The organism is Mycobacterium sp. 1164985.4, assembly GCF_001668575.1.
Classification (GTDB): domain Bacteria; phylum Actinomycetota; class Actinomycetes; order Mycobacteriales; family Mycobacteriaceae; genus Mycobacterium.
Map to the genome: position 1 here is coordinate 34,206 of NZ_LZMD01000083.1, position 17,278 is coordinate 51,483.

A 17,278-nucleotide genomic window follows, 5' to 3' on the forward strand; every position below is an offset into this window, starting at 1 on the left:
GTGACGCCAGGCCGATATGCCTAGAACTGCTAGGGTATGACCTAGAACTGCTAGGTATCGGAGGTGGCGGCGTGCACATCGACAAGGACCTCGTTGCCGCGTCTGCCACCCCGTTGGTGCTCGGCATCCTGGCCGAAGGCGAGTCGTACGGCTACGCGCTCATCAAGCGGGTCAACGAGTTGTCGGGCGGCCGGATGCAATGGACGGACGGAATGCTCTACCCGCTGCTGCACCGGCTCGAACGCCAGGGCTACGTCTCGGCGGACTGGCGGGTCTCCGACGGCGGGCGCCGCCGCAAGCACTACGCCATCACCGCCGCGGGGCGGGAGGTGTTCGCCGAACGGCGCCGGCAATGGACCGTTGTCGCCGAGGCGCTCGACCGCGTATGGAAGCCGTTGTCCGCCGACGCGGCGCCGGGGTGGGCGTGATGGCGACGGACACCGAACTCGAGTCGCAGATCGCCCAGTGGCGTGGCTACGTCCAACGGCACCGCGCGATCGCCGCAGCCGACGTCGAGGAGATGGAGGATCACCTCCGCGAGCAGATCGCCGACCTGTCGCGTTGCGGGCTCTCCGGTGACGAGGCTTTCCTGGTTGCGGTGAAGCGGATGGGCAACGTCGACGCAATCAGTCGCGAGTTCGCCCGCGAGCACTCCGATCGGCTGTGGAAGCAGCTGGTGCTCGTATCGGAGGAGCCGGGGCCGACGGTCCGGACGAACCGTGAGCTGTTCGTCGTCCTCGCCCTCGGGATCGGCGCAGGCGTCGCGGTGAAGTTGGGTTCGGCGCTGCTCGACGACGAACTCACGCTGTGGCGCAACATCGCATTTCTCGTGTTCCCTTTCCTGGCAGGGTATTTCGCGTGGAAGCGACGGTTGGGGTGGCGGCAATGGGCCGTGCTCGCGCTGCCGGCCGCCGCGCTCGCGGTCGCGATCAACACCTACCCGTTCAGTGACGACATCTTTGACGATCCCGACACCGAGGCGCTGGCCGGGATCCATGCACCGATCGTGTTGTGGCTGCTGGTCGGATTCGCCTACGTCGGCGGTCGATGGCGATCCGATTCGCGCCGGATGGATTTCATCCGGTTCACGGGTGAGTTTGTCGTGTACCTGACGCTGCTGCTGATCGGCCTCGCGGTGCTCTTGCTGTTGACCGGTGGCGCGTTCGACGCCGTCGGCGTGGACACCGAGGAGTTCGTCGGCGACTGGGCGTTGCCCGTCATGGTGCCGTTGGCGGTGCTCGTCGCGGCGTGGCTGGTCGAGGCGAAGCAGAGCGTCATCGAGAACATCGCGCCGGTGCTGACGCGGGTGTTCACGCCGCTGACGATTGTCATGCTCCTGGCACTGCTGGTGGTCTTCGCGACCGCAGGCAGCGTGATCGGCGTCGACCGCTACCTGCTGATCCTGGTGGACCTCATCCTCGTGCTCGTGCTCGGGCTGCTGCTGTATGCGATCTCGGCCCGCGACCCGCTCGCCCCGCCGACCGTATTCGACTGGCTGCAACTGGTTCTCGTGCTCAGCGCGCTGGCCGTCGACGTGCTGATGCTCACGGCGATGCTGATGCGCATCGCCGAGTTCGGCTACAGCCCGAACAAGGTCGCCGCGCTCGGTATGAACCTCGTGCTGCTGGTCAACCTGGCCTGGTCGGCGTGGCTGGTCGTCGGCTTCCTGCGGCGACGGCGCCCGTTCGGCGACGTCGAGCAGTGGCAGACGCGCTACCTGCCGGTCTACGGCGTGTGGGCCGCATTCGTGGTGTTGGCGCTGCCGCCGTTCTTCGGATTCGTCTGACGGGCTGATTCCGCGCACCACACATACGTGCGGTCAACCCGTTAAGCCCGCGATGACGCTCTACGACAACCGCAACGGCGCCGGGCTCCACAGCCCGCTGCGCGTCGCCGTGCCGAGGTCAAGCCGGGCCTCCGCGGCGTTCGGGTACCACGGCGTGAGTTGCTGCAGCGATCCCCAGTCGCGGAACCAGTCGTCATCGAGGTAGGTCGGCACCGTCGTGGCACGCAAGAGCAGTTCGGTGATACCGAGCGGACCGCCGCCGAGATAGTCCATCACCGGCGAATTCGCCTCGGCGCCAAAGCGGTCGGGCAGAATGCGCCACTTCGGCACCTCGATGACACCGTTCTGATGGCCGAACGGCCGCTGGCACGGGAACGCCAGGCCGACCAGCCAGTCGAGCAGCACGGGGTCCGATGACCCGACGACGTCCTGCAGCGTGCGCAACTGCGGTATCCGCGGCGGCGTCACCGCGATCCAGTGCTGCGGATCGAGGTCGTCGTCGGAGGCCACCAGCCGGATGTGGGTGGCCTCCAGCGGTATCGCGTCCAGCGGAGCGCGCAGGTTGCGCCACGCCGGAGACGCGCCGACGTCGGCGAACCCGATCGAGCCGCCCGGCTCGTCGGCCGCGGCCTGCTCGTCGGTGGCCCACTGCACAGCGACCTCCCCGGCGTCGAAACGCCCTGCCGCCGAGACGACCAGCAGCGGCCCGGCGTCGTCGCGCGACGGCAGGCGGTACCAGGCCGAGCGCAGCTGCGCGGGCTGCTGGGTGCCGGGACGCCAGCTGCCCATGACCGGCGTGCTCGCCGGATCGAGCTTGTACGGCAGCCGCGCGCGCGAGCCGTTGACACCCGCGGCGGCCGTCGTGCCGCCCTCGGTTCCGCCGTTGCCGGCCTGATCGTCTTCGCTGTCGGTGTCGGCGAAGTTGGTCGAGGTGCCCTGACCGCTCATCGTCTCGTCGGCGGAGACGTCGGTGGGAATTCCGTTGGGGTCGAACCCTTGTGCGGTGCCGGCAGCGAGCGCCTCACCGACTGGCGTGTCGACCGGCCTGAGCACGCCGACGTTGGGGTCCTCCTCGACGAGCACGTCCTGGGCCATCCCGCACGTCTTGCCGGTCAGGGCTTCGAGGTTGGACCGCCCGACGCTCCACGCCGGGTACTGGTCGACCATGGCCAGGGTCAGCGAGAGCACCTCGAAGACCACCAGGACCCAGGTCGCAACGGCCAACGGGGCCTGCAGGATTCGCTGCCAGCGTCGTTGCGGGCCCGGCGGTGACGAATCGCGGCCGGAGAAGTGGAACCACGCCGCGGCGATCAGCGCCAGCACCGACAGCCCCAGCAGGAACGTCGAGAAACCGAACTTCCACTCCGGCATCGCATTCGACCACGGCACGCCGAAGTTCGACACGTACCACCAGCCGTTCACGGTGGCGAAGGACAACGCCATCGCGAACAGCACCGCGGCGCCGAACACCGAGCGGTTGCGCCGCGACCGCATCGCCGTTGCGGTGACGGCGACCGCCGCCAGCGCACCCAGCGAACCGGCCAGGCCTGCGAACACGCCGAAGTGATGCGTCCACTTGGTCGGCGTGAACATCATGGCCAGGAACGAGATCACCGTGATACCGATGATGCGACGACTGGGACCCAGTGCCGTGCCGGGAATCCTGAACTTGCGCAACGACATCGCGACCGCGACGGCCAACGCGATCAACAGCATGAGCACCGCGAAGCGGCGCGCGACCGAACCGTCCGGGCTCAGTGTGAACAACCGCTCGTAGCGGATGTGCTCGTCGAACCAGCTCAGGCTCGGCCCGACCGCCGACTTGAAGGTGCTGGCCTGCAGTTCGGCGGCCAGCGTTTGGTCCCGGAAGATCAGGATGATCGTCACCGTCGCCGCGGCCAGAATGGGTGCCAGCAACGCGAGGTATCCGAAGCGGGAGACATGCGCGGCGACAATGGTTTTCAGTGGTCCGACCGCCACCAACAGGGCGCCGATCGCCGCGATGCCGGTCGGGCCGGAGAACAGTGTGAGGGCGCCGATGATGATGGCGATCGCGACGGGTAGCAACCTGCTGGTGGCCACGCCCCGCTCGACCGAGCACCACGTGAGGAGGATGCCCAGCGCAATGATCGGTTCGGGCCGCAGCCCGTTGTTGAGCGGCAGCCAGAACGCCAGGAACAGGCCCGCCGCCGTCCACGCCGCGGCCGGCGTCGACTTCACCGCATGGCCGAGTCGCGGGATCACCTCGCGGCTGATCACCCACCAGCACGCCAGCCCCATCACCAGCGTGGGCAGGCGCATCCAGACGCTGTGCGTGCTGACGTGTGCCCACAATGCCAGCAGGTCGTAGTACCAGCCGAACGGCGATTCCGGGGTGCCGAACCAGCGGTAGTAGTTCGCCATGTAGCCGGCGTGCTCGGACACCCGCGCCATCGTCAGGATGTAGCCGTCGTCGGCGGTGTTGGCGCCGACGAAGTGCCACCACACCAGCACCGCGGTGACCACGCCGTCCAGCGGCCGCAGCGTCCACCACCGCGGGGGCAGGAACCGTCTGACGCCGCGGCCGTCGGCGACGTCGAGAAAATGGAGCGCGACCAGCGCGATGAGGGTCAGCGCCACTCCGACGATCATCGCCAGCGTCTTGAGCAGCGTCGGCGAGGTGCCGTACCGGGTGTCGAGGGTCGCGGAGAACTCCAGGCCCGGCGGCGCCGAACCGCTGAGGTCGGTGAACACGCCGACGATCTGCGGCCGGAAGTCGTAGCCGCCGCGTTCGCCGCGCAGTGGTTCGCCGGGATCCTCGCTCGGGATGCGCCCCGGCCCCTGCACGAGGCCGACGAACTCGCCGGTCACCTTGTCGGCGTGGGCAGTGAAGGTCAGCCGCTGACACTGCGGGCTGAGCACCTGGTCCAGCGGCGCGCTGACCACCGGGGTGTTGCGCACGATCACCAGCAGGTCGTTGTTGACCCGCTCGATGAGCAGGCCGCGGTCGATGGCCTTGGGCGCCTGTTTGGGCACGGTCGACAGCAGCACCGTGCGACCGCCGGCCAATCCGGCCGCCGCGCGGCACGGCACGCTGATCTCGAGGTCGGTCGCGACGTAACCGATGAGCGGCGCGTCGACACTGCGCAGCACACCGTTCTGCGGCCAGTTCAGCTGCGCGGTGGTCTGCGTGACCGGCATCAACGGCGTCGCGATCGCCAGCAGCGCACCGAGCAACCCGGCAACAATGGCTATCAGCCGCACCGTCCGATGGTTCGCCCCGACCCCGGCTTCACCGACCACGGCGTTCGATCCTAATTGGGCTTCCGGATCGCCAGCACGAACGGTCCGATGCTGGAGACCTCGAAGCGGGGGTCGTCGAACAACGCCTCGTCCAGCGCGACGTGATAGCGCCGGACGTTGGGCTGGTTCGGATACACGTCGGAGGCCAGCCGCAACGTGTAGGTGTCGTCGGCGCCGCGGCGCATCAGGAACACCGTCGGCGGCGCCCACGGCAGCGAGTCGAGCGCCTCGATGAACTTGTCGGCCTCGGTCAGCGTGGCCCAGCCCTCGATGGCCTCGGCGCGCTTGTCGAACTGTGCGAGCGGGTTGGCGTAGTGCGAGGTGAGCCCCTGGAAGCCGTAGTACGGGTAGTAGGACAGGAAGCTGTAGTCGGCGGTCAGCACGATGGTCTCGTCACGGGGACGGCCGGTCACCTCCGTGATCTTGGCGTCGATCTCGCGGTAGTAGCGCTCGGCTCCCGGCGGTCGCCGATCGGCGCGCTGACCGTAGCCGTCGGTGTCGGTGTAGGCGACGACGATGTCGGAGCGCAGCACGTCGGGGATGTCCTGGCTGTACGTGACGGCACCGATCACGCCGAGTGCGGCGGCCGCCGCGATGACGCGTCGCGTGTTCTCGGGCCGCACGCGCGCCGCGACGGCGCGGGCGACTTCGATGAAGCCGAAGGCACCCGCGGCCGTCAGCAGCACGGTCAGCGTGGGATTCAGCCGGAACGACAGCAGGGTGGTTCCCGCCAGCGTGGTCAGCATGGACAGCAGCGACCACGCGTAGACCGCGAGCACCGCGATCGCGAGTGCCCCCGCACGCGTCGACGAGCGCGCCCGCCAGACCAGCCACAGCGTGCCGAGCATGCACAGCGCCCCGAGGAGCGTGAAGTGCAGCATCGGGAATTCCAACTGCGCCCCGACCGACGGGAGGTAGTGCTGGGCGGTTCCGGAGTCGGCGGGCTCGCCGGAGATCGCGGCGAGCAGGTACGGCGCCCAGCCGATCAGCGCGATAGCGCCCGAGATCACCGCAATGACCGCCAGCCGCAGCAGCGGGTCGATGCGCCTGCGCGCGACCGCGAGCAGCACACCCATGATCGCGAGCGTGAAGGCGGCGTAGGCGAACAGCAGCGTGTACGACAGTGCGGCTCCGCCGAGGAACAGTCCGGTGCCGACGACCGCGGCCCACCCGGCTCGCGTCCTCCCACCTGCCACCCCATGCGGGTCGCCGGCGCGCAACCCCGACCACGCCAGCACGAACACCGGCGGCAGCAGCACCGCGATGATCGCGGCGTAGGGCTCGGCGGGCGAGTACGCGAGTGTGGCAGCAGTGGTGGCGGTGGTCACCACGAGCGCGTACTCGAAGCGAATCATGGCCGCCCACAACACGAACGCCACCGCGATCGCGGCGGTGATCGAGATGATCGCCCACGGTTTGAACATCTCCCACGCCGGCGTTCCGGTCAGCGCGGCCAGGCGTCCGCCGATCCAGAACCAGCCGGGCGGGTAGAACGGCGGCAGGCCCATGTAGGTCATGTCGCGCAGTGCGGCGCTGTCGGCGAGCCGGGTGAGGTACTCGGTGCGGAACTGCTGGTCGACCGAGATGCCGTACAGGTACAGCTTCGTCGCCCCGAGCGGCATCGCCAGCGTCACCACAGTGAACGCGGACAAGAACACCGTGGCCGCGGCCTTGCCGAGCAGGCGGCGGCCCCGCCGCCATGCCCATCCGCTCGCGAACAGCCCTGCCAGGCAGGCGACCTGGCCCACCGTGGTCAGGGCGTGCAGCTGATTGGAGGAGTTGTAGGCGGGCCACTCCACCCGCGCGATCGCGGCCAGGGACACCACGGCGACGACGACCGCCACCGCGGTGGCCGCCACCATCTGGCCGGCGACCTTGATGGGCAGGGCCGGCGAGCCGTCACGCATCAGATGGGTAGCTTGCGGAAGATCGGCCGCGGGATGTGGCGCAACACCATCATCACGTACCGGAACGCTCCCGGCGCCCATACCAGTTCCTTGCCCTTGGCCGCCGCCGTGACAGCGAGTTCGGCGACGTCTTCTTTATCGACGGTGAACGGCGCTTCCTTGGCGCCGGTGGCCTTCCAGTGCTCGATGGTGGTGGTGGTGCGCACCTGTCCGGGGCGAATCACCAGCACCCGAACACCGAACTCGCGCAATGCTTCTCCCAAACCGAGGTAGAAGCCGTCGAGTCCGGCCTTGGTGGAGCCGTACACGAAGTTGGACCGCCGCACCCGCTCGCCGGCCGCCGAGCTCATCGCGATGATCTGCCCGAAGCCCTGTGACCGCATCTTCTCCCCGATCAGTACACCGACCGAAACCGCTGCGGTGTAGTTGATCTGGGCGATCTGCACCGCCTTGGCCTGGTCATGCCACAGTTCCTCGGCGTTGCCGAGCAGGCCGAAGGCCACAATCGCAACGTCGACATCGCCAGTGGCCCATGCCTTGTCGATGACGTCGCGGTGAGACGAAGTGTCGGTGCCGTCGAAGTCGATCCACTCGACGGACTTGGCACCGGCCTCGGTCATCGCGGCGATGGCCTCGCCTTTGCGCGGATGGCCCGGCAGGTCGGCGAGGATGATGCGAGCGTGGGCGTTGCGCAGATAGCGCGCGCAGATCGCCAGGCCGATCTCCGATGTCCCGCCGAGCAGCAGGATCGTCTGGGGGTTACCCACGGCGTCAAGAACCATTTTTGTGAACCATCTACAGCAGCTCCAAGCGTCGGGCCATATCGGATGCGAAGACGCCGTTCGGGTCGGCCTTGCGGCGCACGGCGATCCACTCGTCGATCCGGGGATACATCTTGTGGAACCTGTCCGCGCTGACCCGGGAGTCCTTCGCGGTGTACACGCGCCCACCGAACTCCATGACCCGCTCGTCGAGTTCGTTGAGGAATTCGTTGACCCCGGGCCTGTTCGGGAAGTCCATCGCCACGTTCCAGCCCGCCATCGGGAAGCTCAGCGGCGCCCGGTTCCCAGGGCCGAACAGCTTGAAAACGTTGAGCGCCGAATAGTGTCCCCGCGTCTGGATCCAGCGGATGATCGCCTTGAACTCCTCGAGCGCGTCTGGCGGCACCAGGAACTGATGTTGCGCGAAACCCGCTGGGCCGTAGGCATTGTTCCACCCGCTGACGAGATCCAGCATGTGGTAGAACTGCGACAGATTCATGATCTTGCCGGTGTACGTCCCGCCGAGCCGGTAGTACACCTCGCCGATCGCCATGAACGAAAGCTTGTTCATCGCGCTGACCGGGAAGATGTTGGGCACCGAGAGCAGTTGCGGCGCATCGAATTTGAGCGGATTCTTGGCCAACTTCGGCGGGAGCTGATCGAGCGTCGCGAGGCTGCCGCGGCTGATCGCCGCCCTTCCGAGTTTCGGCGGCGGGCTGATCAGGTCGAACCACGCGCTGGAGTAGGTGTAGCGGTCCTCGCTGCCGTCGAGGTGGACCGCGACGGTCTCGTCCAGGTCGTTGGTGGAGACACCGTCGGCGATGAAGTACGCGGTTTCGGTGCGTGTCATCGCAATTCGAGCCCGCAGGACGATGCCGGTGAGGCCGTTTCCGCCAACCGTCGCCCAGAACAGTTCGGCATCCGGCCCGTCGGGGGTGAGGGTGTGAACCTCCCCGTCGGCCATCAGCAGGTCCATCGACAGCACGTGGTTTCCGAAGCTGCCGGCACTGTGGTGGTTCTTGCCATGGATGTCCGACGCGATTGCCCCGCCGACGGTGACCTGGCGGGTGCCGGGCAGGACGGGAACCCACAGCCCGAACGGAAGCGCCGCCTTCATCAGCTGATCGAGGCTGACGCCCGCGTCGACGTCGGCCACGGCCGTCTCGGCGCTGATCGAATGAATCCTGTGCAGCGCGGTCATGTCCACGACCAGGCCGCCGCCGTTGCACGCCTGATCGCCGTAGGAGCGGCCCAGCCCGCGGGCCAGAACGCCCCGCTGCAGGAACGCCGGGCTCGATGCGCTGCGGTCGGCGGCCTCGCGGACCGCCTGCGCGATCAGTTCGACGTCCGGTGTGGTCAGCACCTGCGCGACGGACGGTGCGGTGCGACCGAAGCCGGTCAGGGCACGCGAGGTCGTCGGCAGGTTCTCGGACATCGCAACGAGGGTACCGTGCCCCCGTCGGCCCTCCGGTGCGCGCAATTCAGCTCGGCACCAGCGCCCGGCTAACGCAGGCGGAAGATGACCGCGCGCTGGATGACGAAGTTGATCACGGTCGCTGTGCCCTGGGCGATCACGAACGCGACCACGACCGCGGTCGGCGTGTAGTCCAGAAGGTCCAGGAACAGGTGGTTGAGCCCGACCTGCACGACGAACGTCGTGATGTAGAGCGCCCACACCGCGGCCAGCCGGGCGTGGCTCGGCGGCGCCTGGAACGTCCAGCGCCGGTTGAGCATGTATGCCGTCGTGGTGCCGGCGACCCACCCGAGAGCCTTCGCCAGGTCCGGCTGCACGCCGCCGACCCGGTAGAGCAGTACGTAGAGACCGAAGTCGACGACCGCCGAGAATCCGCCGGTGACGACGAACCGCCAGATCTGGGTGCCCAGGCTCAAGGCGGGTTGCATCGGGGGCTCGGCCACCCGGGCAGCTTACGGCGAAGCGCGCGTCAGCCTGATCAGTGGGACAGTCCGCTCGATGTCAGAACGTCGCAGAGCGCGTCGACGGCCGCGGCGAACGCATGCTCGGCAGGCGTGCCGAAGCCGACGATGACTCCGTCGAGCTGCGGCACCTCCCGCCCCGCCAGTGGATGACGCATGCCCGAAAGCCCCTGCAGCGCAACTCCTGCCTCACCGGCACGCTGCACCACCTCATGCTCGGCGCCGTCGGGCAGGGTCAGCAGCATGTTCAGGCCGGCGTTGAGCCCGCTGATCCCGATGTCGAGACCGCCCAGCGCATCGACGAGGGCGTCGCGGCGTCGCCGGTACCGGATCCGCATACGTCGGATGTGCTTGTCGTAGCGGCCGCTGGAGACGAATTCGGCCATGGTCAACTGCGCGATGCCGTTGACGTAGAACTGGTCTCCGCCGTAAGCCTCGACCACCGCGTCGACAAGGTCGGCGGGCAGCACCATCCAGCCCAGGCGCAGCACCGGCGACAGGCTCTTGCTGGCCGAGCCGAGATAGATCACGCGGTCGGGGCTCAGCGCCTGCAACGCGCCGACCGGCTGGCGGTCGTAGCGGAATTCGCCGTCGTAGTCGTCGTCGATCACGTAGCCGCCGGTGCGCTGAGCCCAATCGACGACCGCGGTGCGCCGCGACGGATGCAGCGGCACACCGAGCGGGTTGTGATGGGCCGGGGTGAGAAGCGCCGCGGGGGTGTCGAGGCCGTCGAGATCGCCGACAACCGCGCCGTGCTCGTCGACGGCGATCGGGACCGTCGGCACGCCCAGAGCGGCGATCGCATCACGGAATATGAAGAGCCCGTATGCCTCTACTGCGATCGGGCGGTCGCCGTGAAGCACACGGGTGAGCACCTCGACGCCGTGCCGGACGCCGGCACAGATGACGACCGCCTCCGGTGAGGTCCGGACCCCGCGCGCACGCGTGAGGTAGTCGGCGACGGCATGCCGCAATTCGGGGCGTCCGCGCGGATCGCCCATGCGCAGCGCCTCGGTCGGCGCAGTCGTCAGCGCACGACGGGTCGCGGCCACCCATTCCGCGCGCGGGAACTCCGCGACGTCGGGTGAGCCAGGCCGTAGGTCGTGGCGCGGTGTGGACCGCACACCGCGCGGGTGGGCCCGAGCCGCGGCACCGGGGTTGTTGACCACCCACGTACCCGCACCCTGGCGCGACGCGAGCCACCCCTCGGCCACGAGTTCGGCGTAGGCCTCGGCCACCGTGTTGCGGGCCAGGCCGAGATCGGCGGCCAGGCTGCGCGACGGCGGCAACATCGTGCCGGGACTCAGCCGCCCCGAACGCACCGCGTCGCGCAGTGCGCCGAGCAGCAGCTCCCTGGCACCGCGCGCGCGGGGGGTGATCCGCTCGCGCAAGTCCAGGTGGAGGTCGCGAGTGGGCATATTGGCCCACGAAGTCATGACCAAATTGAACCATGTCGATGGGACACTGCATACTAGCGTCGACGGTATGGCACAGACACTGGACAGAGAAACCATCGACAGAATCAAGATTTACAAGACGTCACCGGAGCTGCTCGAGGCGATGCTGACGCTGAGCAGGGTGTCGGCCAAGGACATCGACGTCGAACTCGGCGAGCTGATCAAGATCCGTGCGTCGCAGATCAACCACTGCGCGTTCTGTCTCGACATGCACATGCGCGACGCCCGCAAGCACGGAATCGACCAGCACAAGCTCGACCTCGTCGCGGCCTGGCAGGAGGCCGGCGACCTGTTCTCCGAGCGCGAGCGTGCGGCGTTGGCACTGACCGAGGCCATCACCGACCTGCACAACGGCCACGTCCCCGACGACGTCTACGCCGCGGCCGCTGAGGTCTTCACCGAACGCGAACTCGGGCAGGTCATCGCGGCGGCCGTGACGATCAACGCCTGGAACCGCATCAACGTGACGATCCGGCAGGCACCGCGGGCCGCGCTGGGCTGAGCGGTCTACACCCAGTACGCGACGCGGGCGCGGTACTGGCGCATCGCGAACGCCGCGAAGATCCAGCCGACCACCGTCAGCACGATCACCACCAGCCAGTGCCGCAGTTCCTGATCGGCACCCAGCAGCGGGGCGCGGACGATGTCGAGGTAGTGCAGGAGCGGATTGAGCTCGACGACCTTGGCGTACTGTTCCGCGCCCTGCTGTTGCAGGGTGGACTCGTTCCAGATGATGGGCGTCATGAAGAACAGCAGCTGCACCAGGCTGACCAACAGCGGGCTGATGTCGCGGTAGCGGGTGGCCAGGATCCCGAAGCACAGCGACACCCAGATGCAGTTGAGCACGATCAAGCCCAGCGCCGGGATCACCGCCAGGTCCGTCCACTTCCACGGCTTGGGATAGATCATCGCGATGATCACGAAGATGATCATGTTGTGCGCGAACAGGATCATCTGTCGCCACACCAGCCGATAGACGTGTACCGACAGCGGTGTGGGCAGCTGTTTGATCAGCCCCTCGTTGGCCACGAACACGTCGGCGCCCTCGAGAATCGCCGCGTTGATCAGGTTCCACACGATCAGGCCGAGGGTGACATACGGAAGGTGTTCGGACAGCTCGAGTTTGAACAGTTTGGAGTAGAGCAGGCCCATCGCGACCGCGGTCGCGCCGGTGGCGATCGTGATCCAGAACGGCCCCAGTACCGAACGGCGGTAGCGCTGTTTGATGTCCTGCCAGCCGAGGTGCAGCCACAGCTCGTGCTTGCCGAAGCCGGCGACGAGGTCACCCCACGCCCGGCCCATCGTCCGCGACTGCGCGGCGGCGTCGGTGAACGTCACGATCCGAGCCTCCCGAATTTCTCCTTGCGGCCCCTGCGGCGCAACCGAATCCACTCCATCAGCCCCGCGGGGTCGCGGCGCGACACCAGGAAGAACCAGCCGAAGCGGGCCCACTCCTGCAGCTGCAGCCGACGCAACCCGGGCTGCGACAACAGATAACCGCGGTTGCGGTAGGTGTAGAACCGCTTGCGCTCGTCGTCGGGGTACTGCGTGTGCATCCGGCCGCCGAGGATCGGCTTGAACTCGTCGCCACCCTGCGGATGCAGGTACACCGCGTCCAGGCAGGTGCCGAACGGCAGCCCGGAGCGGACCAGCCTGCGGTGCAGTTCGGTCTCGTCGCCGCGAACGAACAGCCGCAGGTCCGGTACGCCGGTCACCTCGAGCGTCGAGGCGGCGAACAGCGCGCCGTTGAACAGCGAGGCGATGCCGGGCAACACATTTCCGCCGGAGTCGGTGCGTAGTTCGTCGACCCGGCGGCGCCACACGAGGCCGCGGCGCAACGGGAAGGCCAGCCGCCCAGGGTCGGTCATGTCGCAGACCATGGGTGAGACCTCGGCAAGGCCGTGGCGCGCAGCGCATTTCAGAAGCGTGCCCAGCACCTCCGAGTCGGCGGGGCGCCCATCGTCGTCGGCCAGCCAGACCCAGTCTGCGCCCGAGGCCAGTGCGTGCAGCATGCCCAGCGCGAAACCGCCTGCACCACCGAGGTTTCGCTGTGACCCGAGGTAGGTGGTGGGAATCGGTTGCGCGGCGACCAGCTCCGCGACGCGGGGATCGTCGTCGTTGTCCACGACAATCAGATGGTCCGGGACACGGGTCTGCGCCGACACCGACTCCAGTGACTTGGCCAGTTCGTCGGGACGACGGTGGGTGACCACCACCGCGCACACGGTTTCGGTCATCCGTGGCGCGTCTCTTCGAGCACTTCCCGGACGGTCCGGGCGGCGTCCTCGCCCTCGTAGGCGCGCACGACGTCCTCGATGCCGCCGGTCATCTTGATCGTGCCGTGGTCGATCCACATCGCGGTGTTGCAGAGCCGGGCCAGGAATTCGTTGGAATGGCTGGCGAACACCAGGATCCCAGAGCGCGCGACCAGTTCGGACAACCGGGTCTGCGCCTTCTTCAGGAACTCGGCGTCCACCGCCCCTATGCCCTCGTCGAGCAGCAGGATCTCGGGGTCGATGCTCGTCACCACTCCCATCGCGAGGCGCACCCGCATACCGGTGGAATAGGTGCGCAACGGCATCGACAGATAGTCACCGAGTTCGGTGAACTCCGCGATCTCGTCGACCTTGGCCAGCATCTGTTTGCGCGTCTGCCCCAGGAACAGCCCGCGGATGATGATGTTCTCGAATCCGGAGATCTCGGGATCCATTCCGACGCCCAGGTCGAACACCGGCGCCACCCGGCCGCGGACGGTGGCCACCCCGCGGGTGGGCTCGTAGATGCCCGACAGCAGTCGCAGCAGGGTCGACTTGCCCGCGCCGTTGTGCCCCACCAGACCCACGCGGTCGCCGAGTTCCAACGACATGGTGATGTCCCGTAGCGCCTCTATGACGACGACGTTGGAGTCGTTGCGTCCGATGGCGCCACCGGCCTTGCCCAGGAATGCCTTCTTCAGCGAGCGGGACTTCGCGTCGAAGATCGGAAACTCGACCCACGCGTTGCGGGTCTCGATGTGCGGGCCCAACGCCTGCCCCTACAGGTACTGCCCGGTCCCCGGATGGGACGCGCCGCCGCGCACCGCCACCCCGGGTGGCAGCGCACCCTGGCCCCGCATCTGCTCCAGCTGCTGGCGTGCCGCCATCTGCTGGGCGAACAGCGCCGTCTGGATCCCGTGGAACAGGCCCTCCAGCCAGCCCACCAGCTGTGCCTGCGCGATCCGAAGTTCTGCGTCCGACGGCACGCCTTCTTCGGTGAACGGCAGCGTGAGCCGCTCGAGCTCGTCGCGAAGTTCGGGGGCCAGACCCTCCTCGAGTTCGGTGATGCTCGTGCGATGGATCTCGCGGAGCCGGGTGCGGCTCGCGTCGTCGAGCGGTGCCGCCCGCACCTCCTCGAGGAGCTGCTTGATCATGGTGCCGATGCGCATCACCTTCGCCGGTTGCTCGACGAGGTCGGTCAGCGACTTGCCGTCCTTCTCCTCGCCGTCGGCGTCTGTGGTCTCACCGCTGATGATCTCGATGTTGTCGTCGTCGGTCATACTCCCTGCGTTCCCTCTAATCTCCACGCCATTCGTCGCTGGGTCCCGCGATCCCGCCCTCGATCGCCGACCATCTAGCGAGATTAGTCCCGTCGCGCACGGGACGGTCGCCGCGTCGCGCACGGGCAACGTGGCGTCCGTCACCGCAAATCCGTCGGCGGATCATCCCGGACCATCGAGCAAACGCCAGCACGCACGGCTATCAGTCCGAACAAGATGTCTCGTTAACCTGCCGCCGCGAGTGTCCGGCGCTGTCGGGCTGACCAGCAACGACAACGGGTTTAGCCCTCCGATCGTCAAGGTCACTGGACTAGTATGGCTGCCCAGCAGACCCAGTCCGACATGGCGGGTCGGGCCGAGAATCGGCCAGAATCGTGTCGGTTTGTGAACTCACGGACTCTCGAAGGTGGGCTGGCATGGCATACGACGTCGCCCGGGTGCGCGGTCTGCACCCGTCCCTGGGCGACGGCTGGGTGCGGTTCGACGCCCAGAACGGCATGTTGTTGCCCGATACGGTGGGCCGCGCGGTGTCCACCGCATTCCGCGGTTCGATGCCCACGCCGGTGGGTCCGCACCCGTCCGCGCAACGCAGCGCCGCGGTGCTGGAGGCCGCGCGATTGGCCGTGGCCGATCTGGTCAACGCCGATCCCCGCGGCGTCGTCCTGGGCGCCGACCGGGCGATCCTGCTGACCTCGCTGGCCGACGCGTCGTCGTCACGCGTCGGTCTCGGTTACGAGGTGGTGGTCACCCGTCTCGACGACGAGGCGAACATCGCACCGTGGCTGCGCGCCGCCAATCGCTATGGCGCCAAAGTGAAATGGGCCGAGGTCGACATCGAGACCGGCGAGCTGCCCAGCTGGCAGTGGGAGAGTCTGCTCACCAGGCCGACCCGGTTGGTCGCAATCACCTCGGCCTCTTCGACTTTGGGCACCGTGACCGACCTGCGAGCGGTGACGAAGCTGGCCCACGATCAGGGTGCGATGGTCGTCGTTGACCACTCAGCGGCCGCCCCCTACCAGTTGATCGACATCGACGAGATCGACGCCGACGTGGTGGCGGTCAATGCGTTGGCATGGGGTGGTCCGCCCATCGGTGCCTTGGTCTTTCGCGATCCGTCGCTCATCGACTCCTTCGGTTCGGTGTCGCTCAACCCGAACGCGACCGGTGCTGCGCGGCTCGAGGTCGGTGCGCACCAGTTCGGCCTGCTCGCCGGTGTGGTGGCCAGCATCGAGTACCTGGCCTCACTCGACGAGAACGCGCACGGCACCCGTCGTGAACGCCTGGGGATCTCGATGCACTCGGCGAACGCCTACATGAGCCGGCTGTTCGACTATCTGCTGATCTCGCTGCGTTCGCTGTCGACCATCATGGTCATCGGTCAACCCGAATCACGAATCCCCGTATTGAGTTTCGCGGTCAACGACGTGCCGGCCGATCGTGTGGTGCAGCGCCTGGCCGACAACGGGATCCTGGCGATCTCGAATGCGAGTTCGCGGGTCCTCGACGTCATCGGCGTCAACGACGTCGGCGGCGCGGTGACGGTGGGGCTCGCGCATTACACCACCACCGCCGAGGTCGATCAGCTGGTTCGCGCGCTGGCCTCGCTGGGCTGACCGCCGCTAATCGGCAACGCGCAGAAGAACTTTGCCGGACACCTCGCCGGACTCCAGCAGCTCGTGCGCCGCGCCGGCTTCCTGCACGGGGTACTCGGCGCCGATGATCGGCCGTACCTGACCGCTCTCGATCATCGGCCACACGTTGGCGGCCACCTCGGAGACGACGTCGCTCTTGCTCCCCCGGCCGCTGACCGGACGCGCGCGAAGCGCCGTCGCGATGACGCCGGCCCGCTTGCCGAGCAGTTTGCCGATGTTGAGTTCGGCCTTGACCCCGCCCTGCATCCCGATGATCACGAGCCGGCCGTCGGACGCGAGTGCGTCGATGTTGCGGTCGAGGTAGGCCGCTCCCATGATGTCGAGGATCACGTCGGCGCCGCCCTCGGACTTGATCCGCTCGACGAAGTCCTCGTCGCGGTAGTTGATCGTCACCTCGGCGCCGAGCTCGGCGCACAGGTCGAGCTTGTGAGCCGAGCCCGCCGTTACGGCCACGCGGCAGCCGAGTGCGCGCCCCACCTGCACGGCATGGGTCCCGATGCCGCTGGCACCGCCGTGCACCAGGACGAGTTGGCCGGACGACAGGCCCGCGGTCATCACCAGGTTGGACCACACCGTGCAGGCCACCTCAGGCAGTCCCGCGGCCTCGTGCAGAGAAACCGACTCGGGAATCGCCATCACCTGGCCCGCCGGGACGGCAACGTACTCGGCGTAGCCCCCGCCTGCCAGCAACGCACAGACCTGTTGTCCGACAGCCCAATCCGATACGTGGCCGCCGACCGCAGCGACCGTTCCGGAGACCTCGAGACCGAGAATGTCGCTGGCGCCGGGCGGCGGGGGATATTTGCCCGCGGCCTGCAGCAGATCGGCGCGGTTGATGCCCGCCGAGGCCACCTTGATCAACACCTCGCCATCGGTGGGCGCGACGTCGGGAACTTCTTGCCAGCTCAATCGGCCTTCCGGCCCGGCCACGATCGCATGCATTCAAATAACGCTACTAGCCTG

The 17,278-nt window shown here is 67.8% G+C and carries 15 protein-coding genes; 4 read left to right on the top strand and 11 right to left on the bottom strand.

Features of this window, described 5'->3' with window-relative positions:
- The first annotated feature begins 71 nt into the window (after positions 1-71).
- Together A5650_RS18080 and A5650_RS18085 are read left to right on the top strand one after the other, a co-directional pair.
- The gene (locus tag A5650_RS18080; RefSeq protein WP_067294397.1) at positions 72-428 is read left to right on the top strand and encodes a PadR family transcriptional regulator; all 357 of its coding nucleotides are present in this window, start codon (positions 72-74) and stop codon (positions 426-428) included.
- Positions 428-1,786: a permease prefix domain 1-containing protein gene (locus A5650_RS18085; protein ID WP_067294612.1), complete on the top strand. Its 1,359-nt coding sequence runs from the start codon at positions 428-430 to the stop codon at positions 1,784-1,786. The genes A5650_RS18080 and A5650_RS18085 overlap by 1 nt, the downstream gene beginning before the upstream one ends.
- A gap of 60 nt (positions 1,787-1,846) precedes the next feature.
- Here the strand turns inward: A5650_RS18085 and A5650_RS18090 are convergent, their stop codons facing one another.
- From A5650_RS18090 to pdxR, 6 genes are all read right to left on the bottom strand, one after another.
- Positions 1,847-5,068 carry an arabinosyltransferase domain-containing protein gene (locus A5650_RS18090; protein ID WP_067294400.1) on the bottom strand — a complete coding sequence of 1,074 codons (3,222 nt, stop codon included), beginning with the start codon at positions 5,066-5,068 and terminating at the stop codon, positions 1,847-1,849.
- 11 nt (positions 5,069-5,079) lie between these two features.
- The gene (locus A5650_RS18095; protein WP_197501908.1) at positions 5,080-6,975 is read right to left on the bottom strand and encodes a galactan 5-O-arabinofuranosyltransferase; all 1,896 of its coding nucleotides are present in this window, start codon (positions 6,973-6,975) and stop codon (positions 5,080-5,082) included.
- Positions 6,975-7,757, bottom strand: a complete 783-nt coding sequence (gene dprE2 / locus A5650_RS18100; RefSeq protein WP_067294403.1) for a decaprenylphospho-beta-D-erythro-pentofuranosid-2-ulose 2-reductase — start codon at positions 7,755-7,757, stop codon at positions 6,975-6,977. Before dprE2 ends, A5650_RS18095 begins: the two co-directional genes overlap by 1 nt.
- 13 nt (positions 7,758-7,770) lie before the next feature.
- The gene (gene dprE1, locus A5650_RS18105) at positions 7,771-9,171 is read right to left on the bottom strand and encodes a decaprenylphosphoryl-beta-D-ribose oxidase (RefSeq protein ID WP_067294405.1); all 1,401 of its coding nucleotides are present in this window, start codon (positions 9,169-9,171) and stop codon (positions 7,771-7,773) included.
- Between the two features lie 68 nt (positions 9,172-9,239).
- Positions 9,240-9,638 (bottom strand): GtrA family protein, encoded by a 399-nt coding sequence (locus A5650_RS18110; RefSeq protein ID WP_067294618.1) that lies wholly within the window; start codon positions 9,636-9,638, stop codon positions 9,240-9,242.
- A gap of 50 nt (positions 9,639-9,688) precedes the next feature.
- Entirely contained in the window at positions 9,689-11,107 is a 1,419-nt protein-coding gene (gene pdxR / locus A5650_RS18115) for a MocR-like pyridoxine biosynthesis transcription factor PdxR (protein WP_067294408.1), read from the bottom strand.
- Between the two features lie 49 nt (positions 11,108-11,156).
- Here pdxR and A5650_RS18120 point away from each other — a divergent pair, with 49 nt between their 5' ends.
- Positions 11,157-11,630 (top strand): carboxymuconolactone decarboxylase family protein, encoded by a 474-nt coding sequence (locus tag A5650_RS18120; protein ID WP_067294412.1) that lies wholly within the window; start codon positions 11,157-11,159, stop codon positions 11,628-11,630.
- A gap of 5 nt (positions 11,631-11,635) precedes the next feature.
- Here the strand turns inward: A5650_RS18120 and wzm are convergent, their stop codons facing one another.
- From wzm to A5650_RS18140, 4 genes are read right to left on the bottom strand one after another with little or no spacing between them, the layout of a single operon-like run.
- On the bottom strand, positions 11,636-12,466 hold the full coding sequence (wzm, locus tag A5650_RS18125; protein ID WP_067086540.1) for a galactan export ABC transporter permease subunit Wzm/RfbD: 831 nt from the start codon (positions 12,464-12,466) through the stop codon (positions 11,636-11,638).
- On the bottom strand, positions 12,463-13,365 hold the full coding sequence (gene glfT1, locus A5650_RS18130; protein ID WP_067294416.1) for a galactofuranosyltransferase GlfT1: 903 nt from the start codon (positions 13,363-13,365) through the stop codon (positions 12,463-12,465). The genes wzm and glfT1 overlap by 4 nt, the downstream gene beginning before the upstream one ends.
- Positions 13,362-14,153 carry a galactan export ABC transporter ATP-binding subunit Wzt/RfbE gene (wzt, locus tag A5650_RS18135; protein WP_067294421.1) on the bottom strand — a complete coding sequence of 264 codons (792 nt, stop codon included), beginning with the start codon at positions 14,151-14,153 and terminating at the stop codon, positions 13,362-13,364. Before wzt ends, glfT1 begins: the two co-directional genes overlap by 4 nt.
- Positions 14,154-14,162: 9 nt before the next feature.
- On the bottom strand, positions 14,163-14,663 hold the full coding sequence (locus tag A5650_RS18140) for a bacterial proteasome activator family protein (protein ID WP_067294423.1): 501 nt from the start codon (positions 14,661-14,663) through the stop codon (positions 14,163-14,165).
- Positions 14,664-15,079: 416 nt separating this feature from the next.
- Between A5650_RS18140 and A5650_RS18145 the strand changes: the two genes are divergently transcribed.
- On the top strand, positions 15,080-16,276 hold the full coding sequence (locus A5650_RS18145; RefSeq protein ID WP_067294426.1) for a cysteine desulfurase-like protein: 1,197 nt from the start codon (positions 15,080-15,082) through the stop codon (positions 16,274-16,276).
- Positions 16,277-16,282: 6 nt separating this feature from the next.
- On the opposite strand, the gene A5650_RS18150 is transcribed toward A5650_RS18145, so the two are convergent.
- Complete coding sequence (locus A5650_RS18150) at positions 16,283-17,257, bottom strand: NAD(P)H-quinone oxidoreductase (RefSeq protein WP_067294430.1); 975 nt, start codon at positions 17,255-17,257, stop codon at positions 16,283-16,285.
- Between the last annotated feature and the right edge of the window lie 21 nt (positions 17,258-17,278).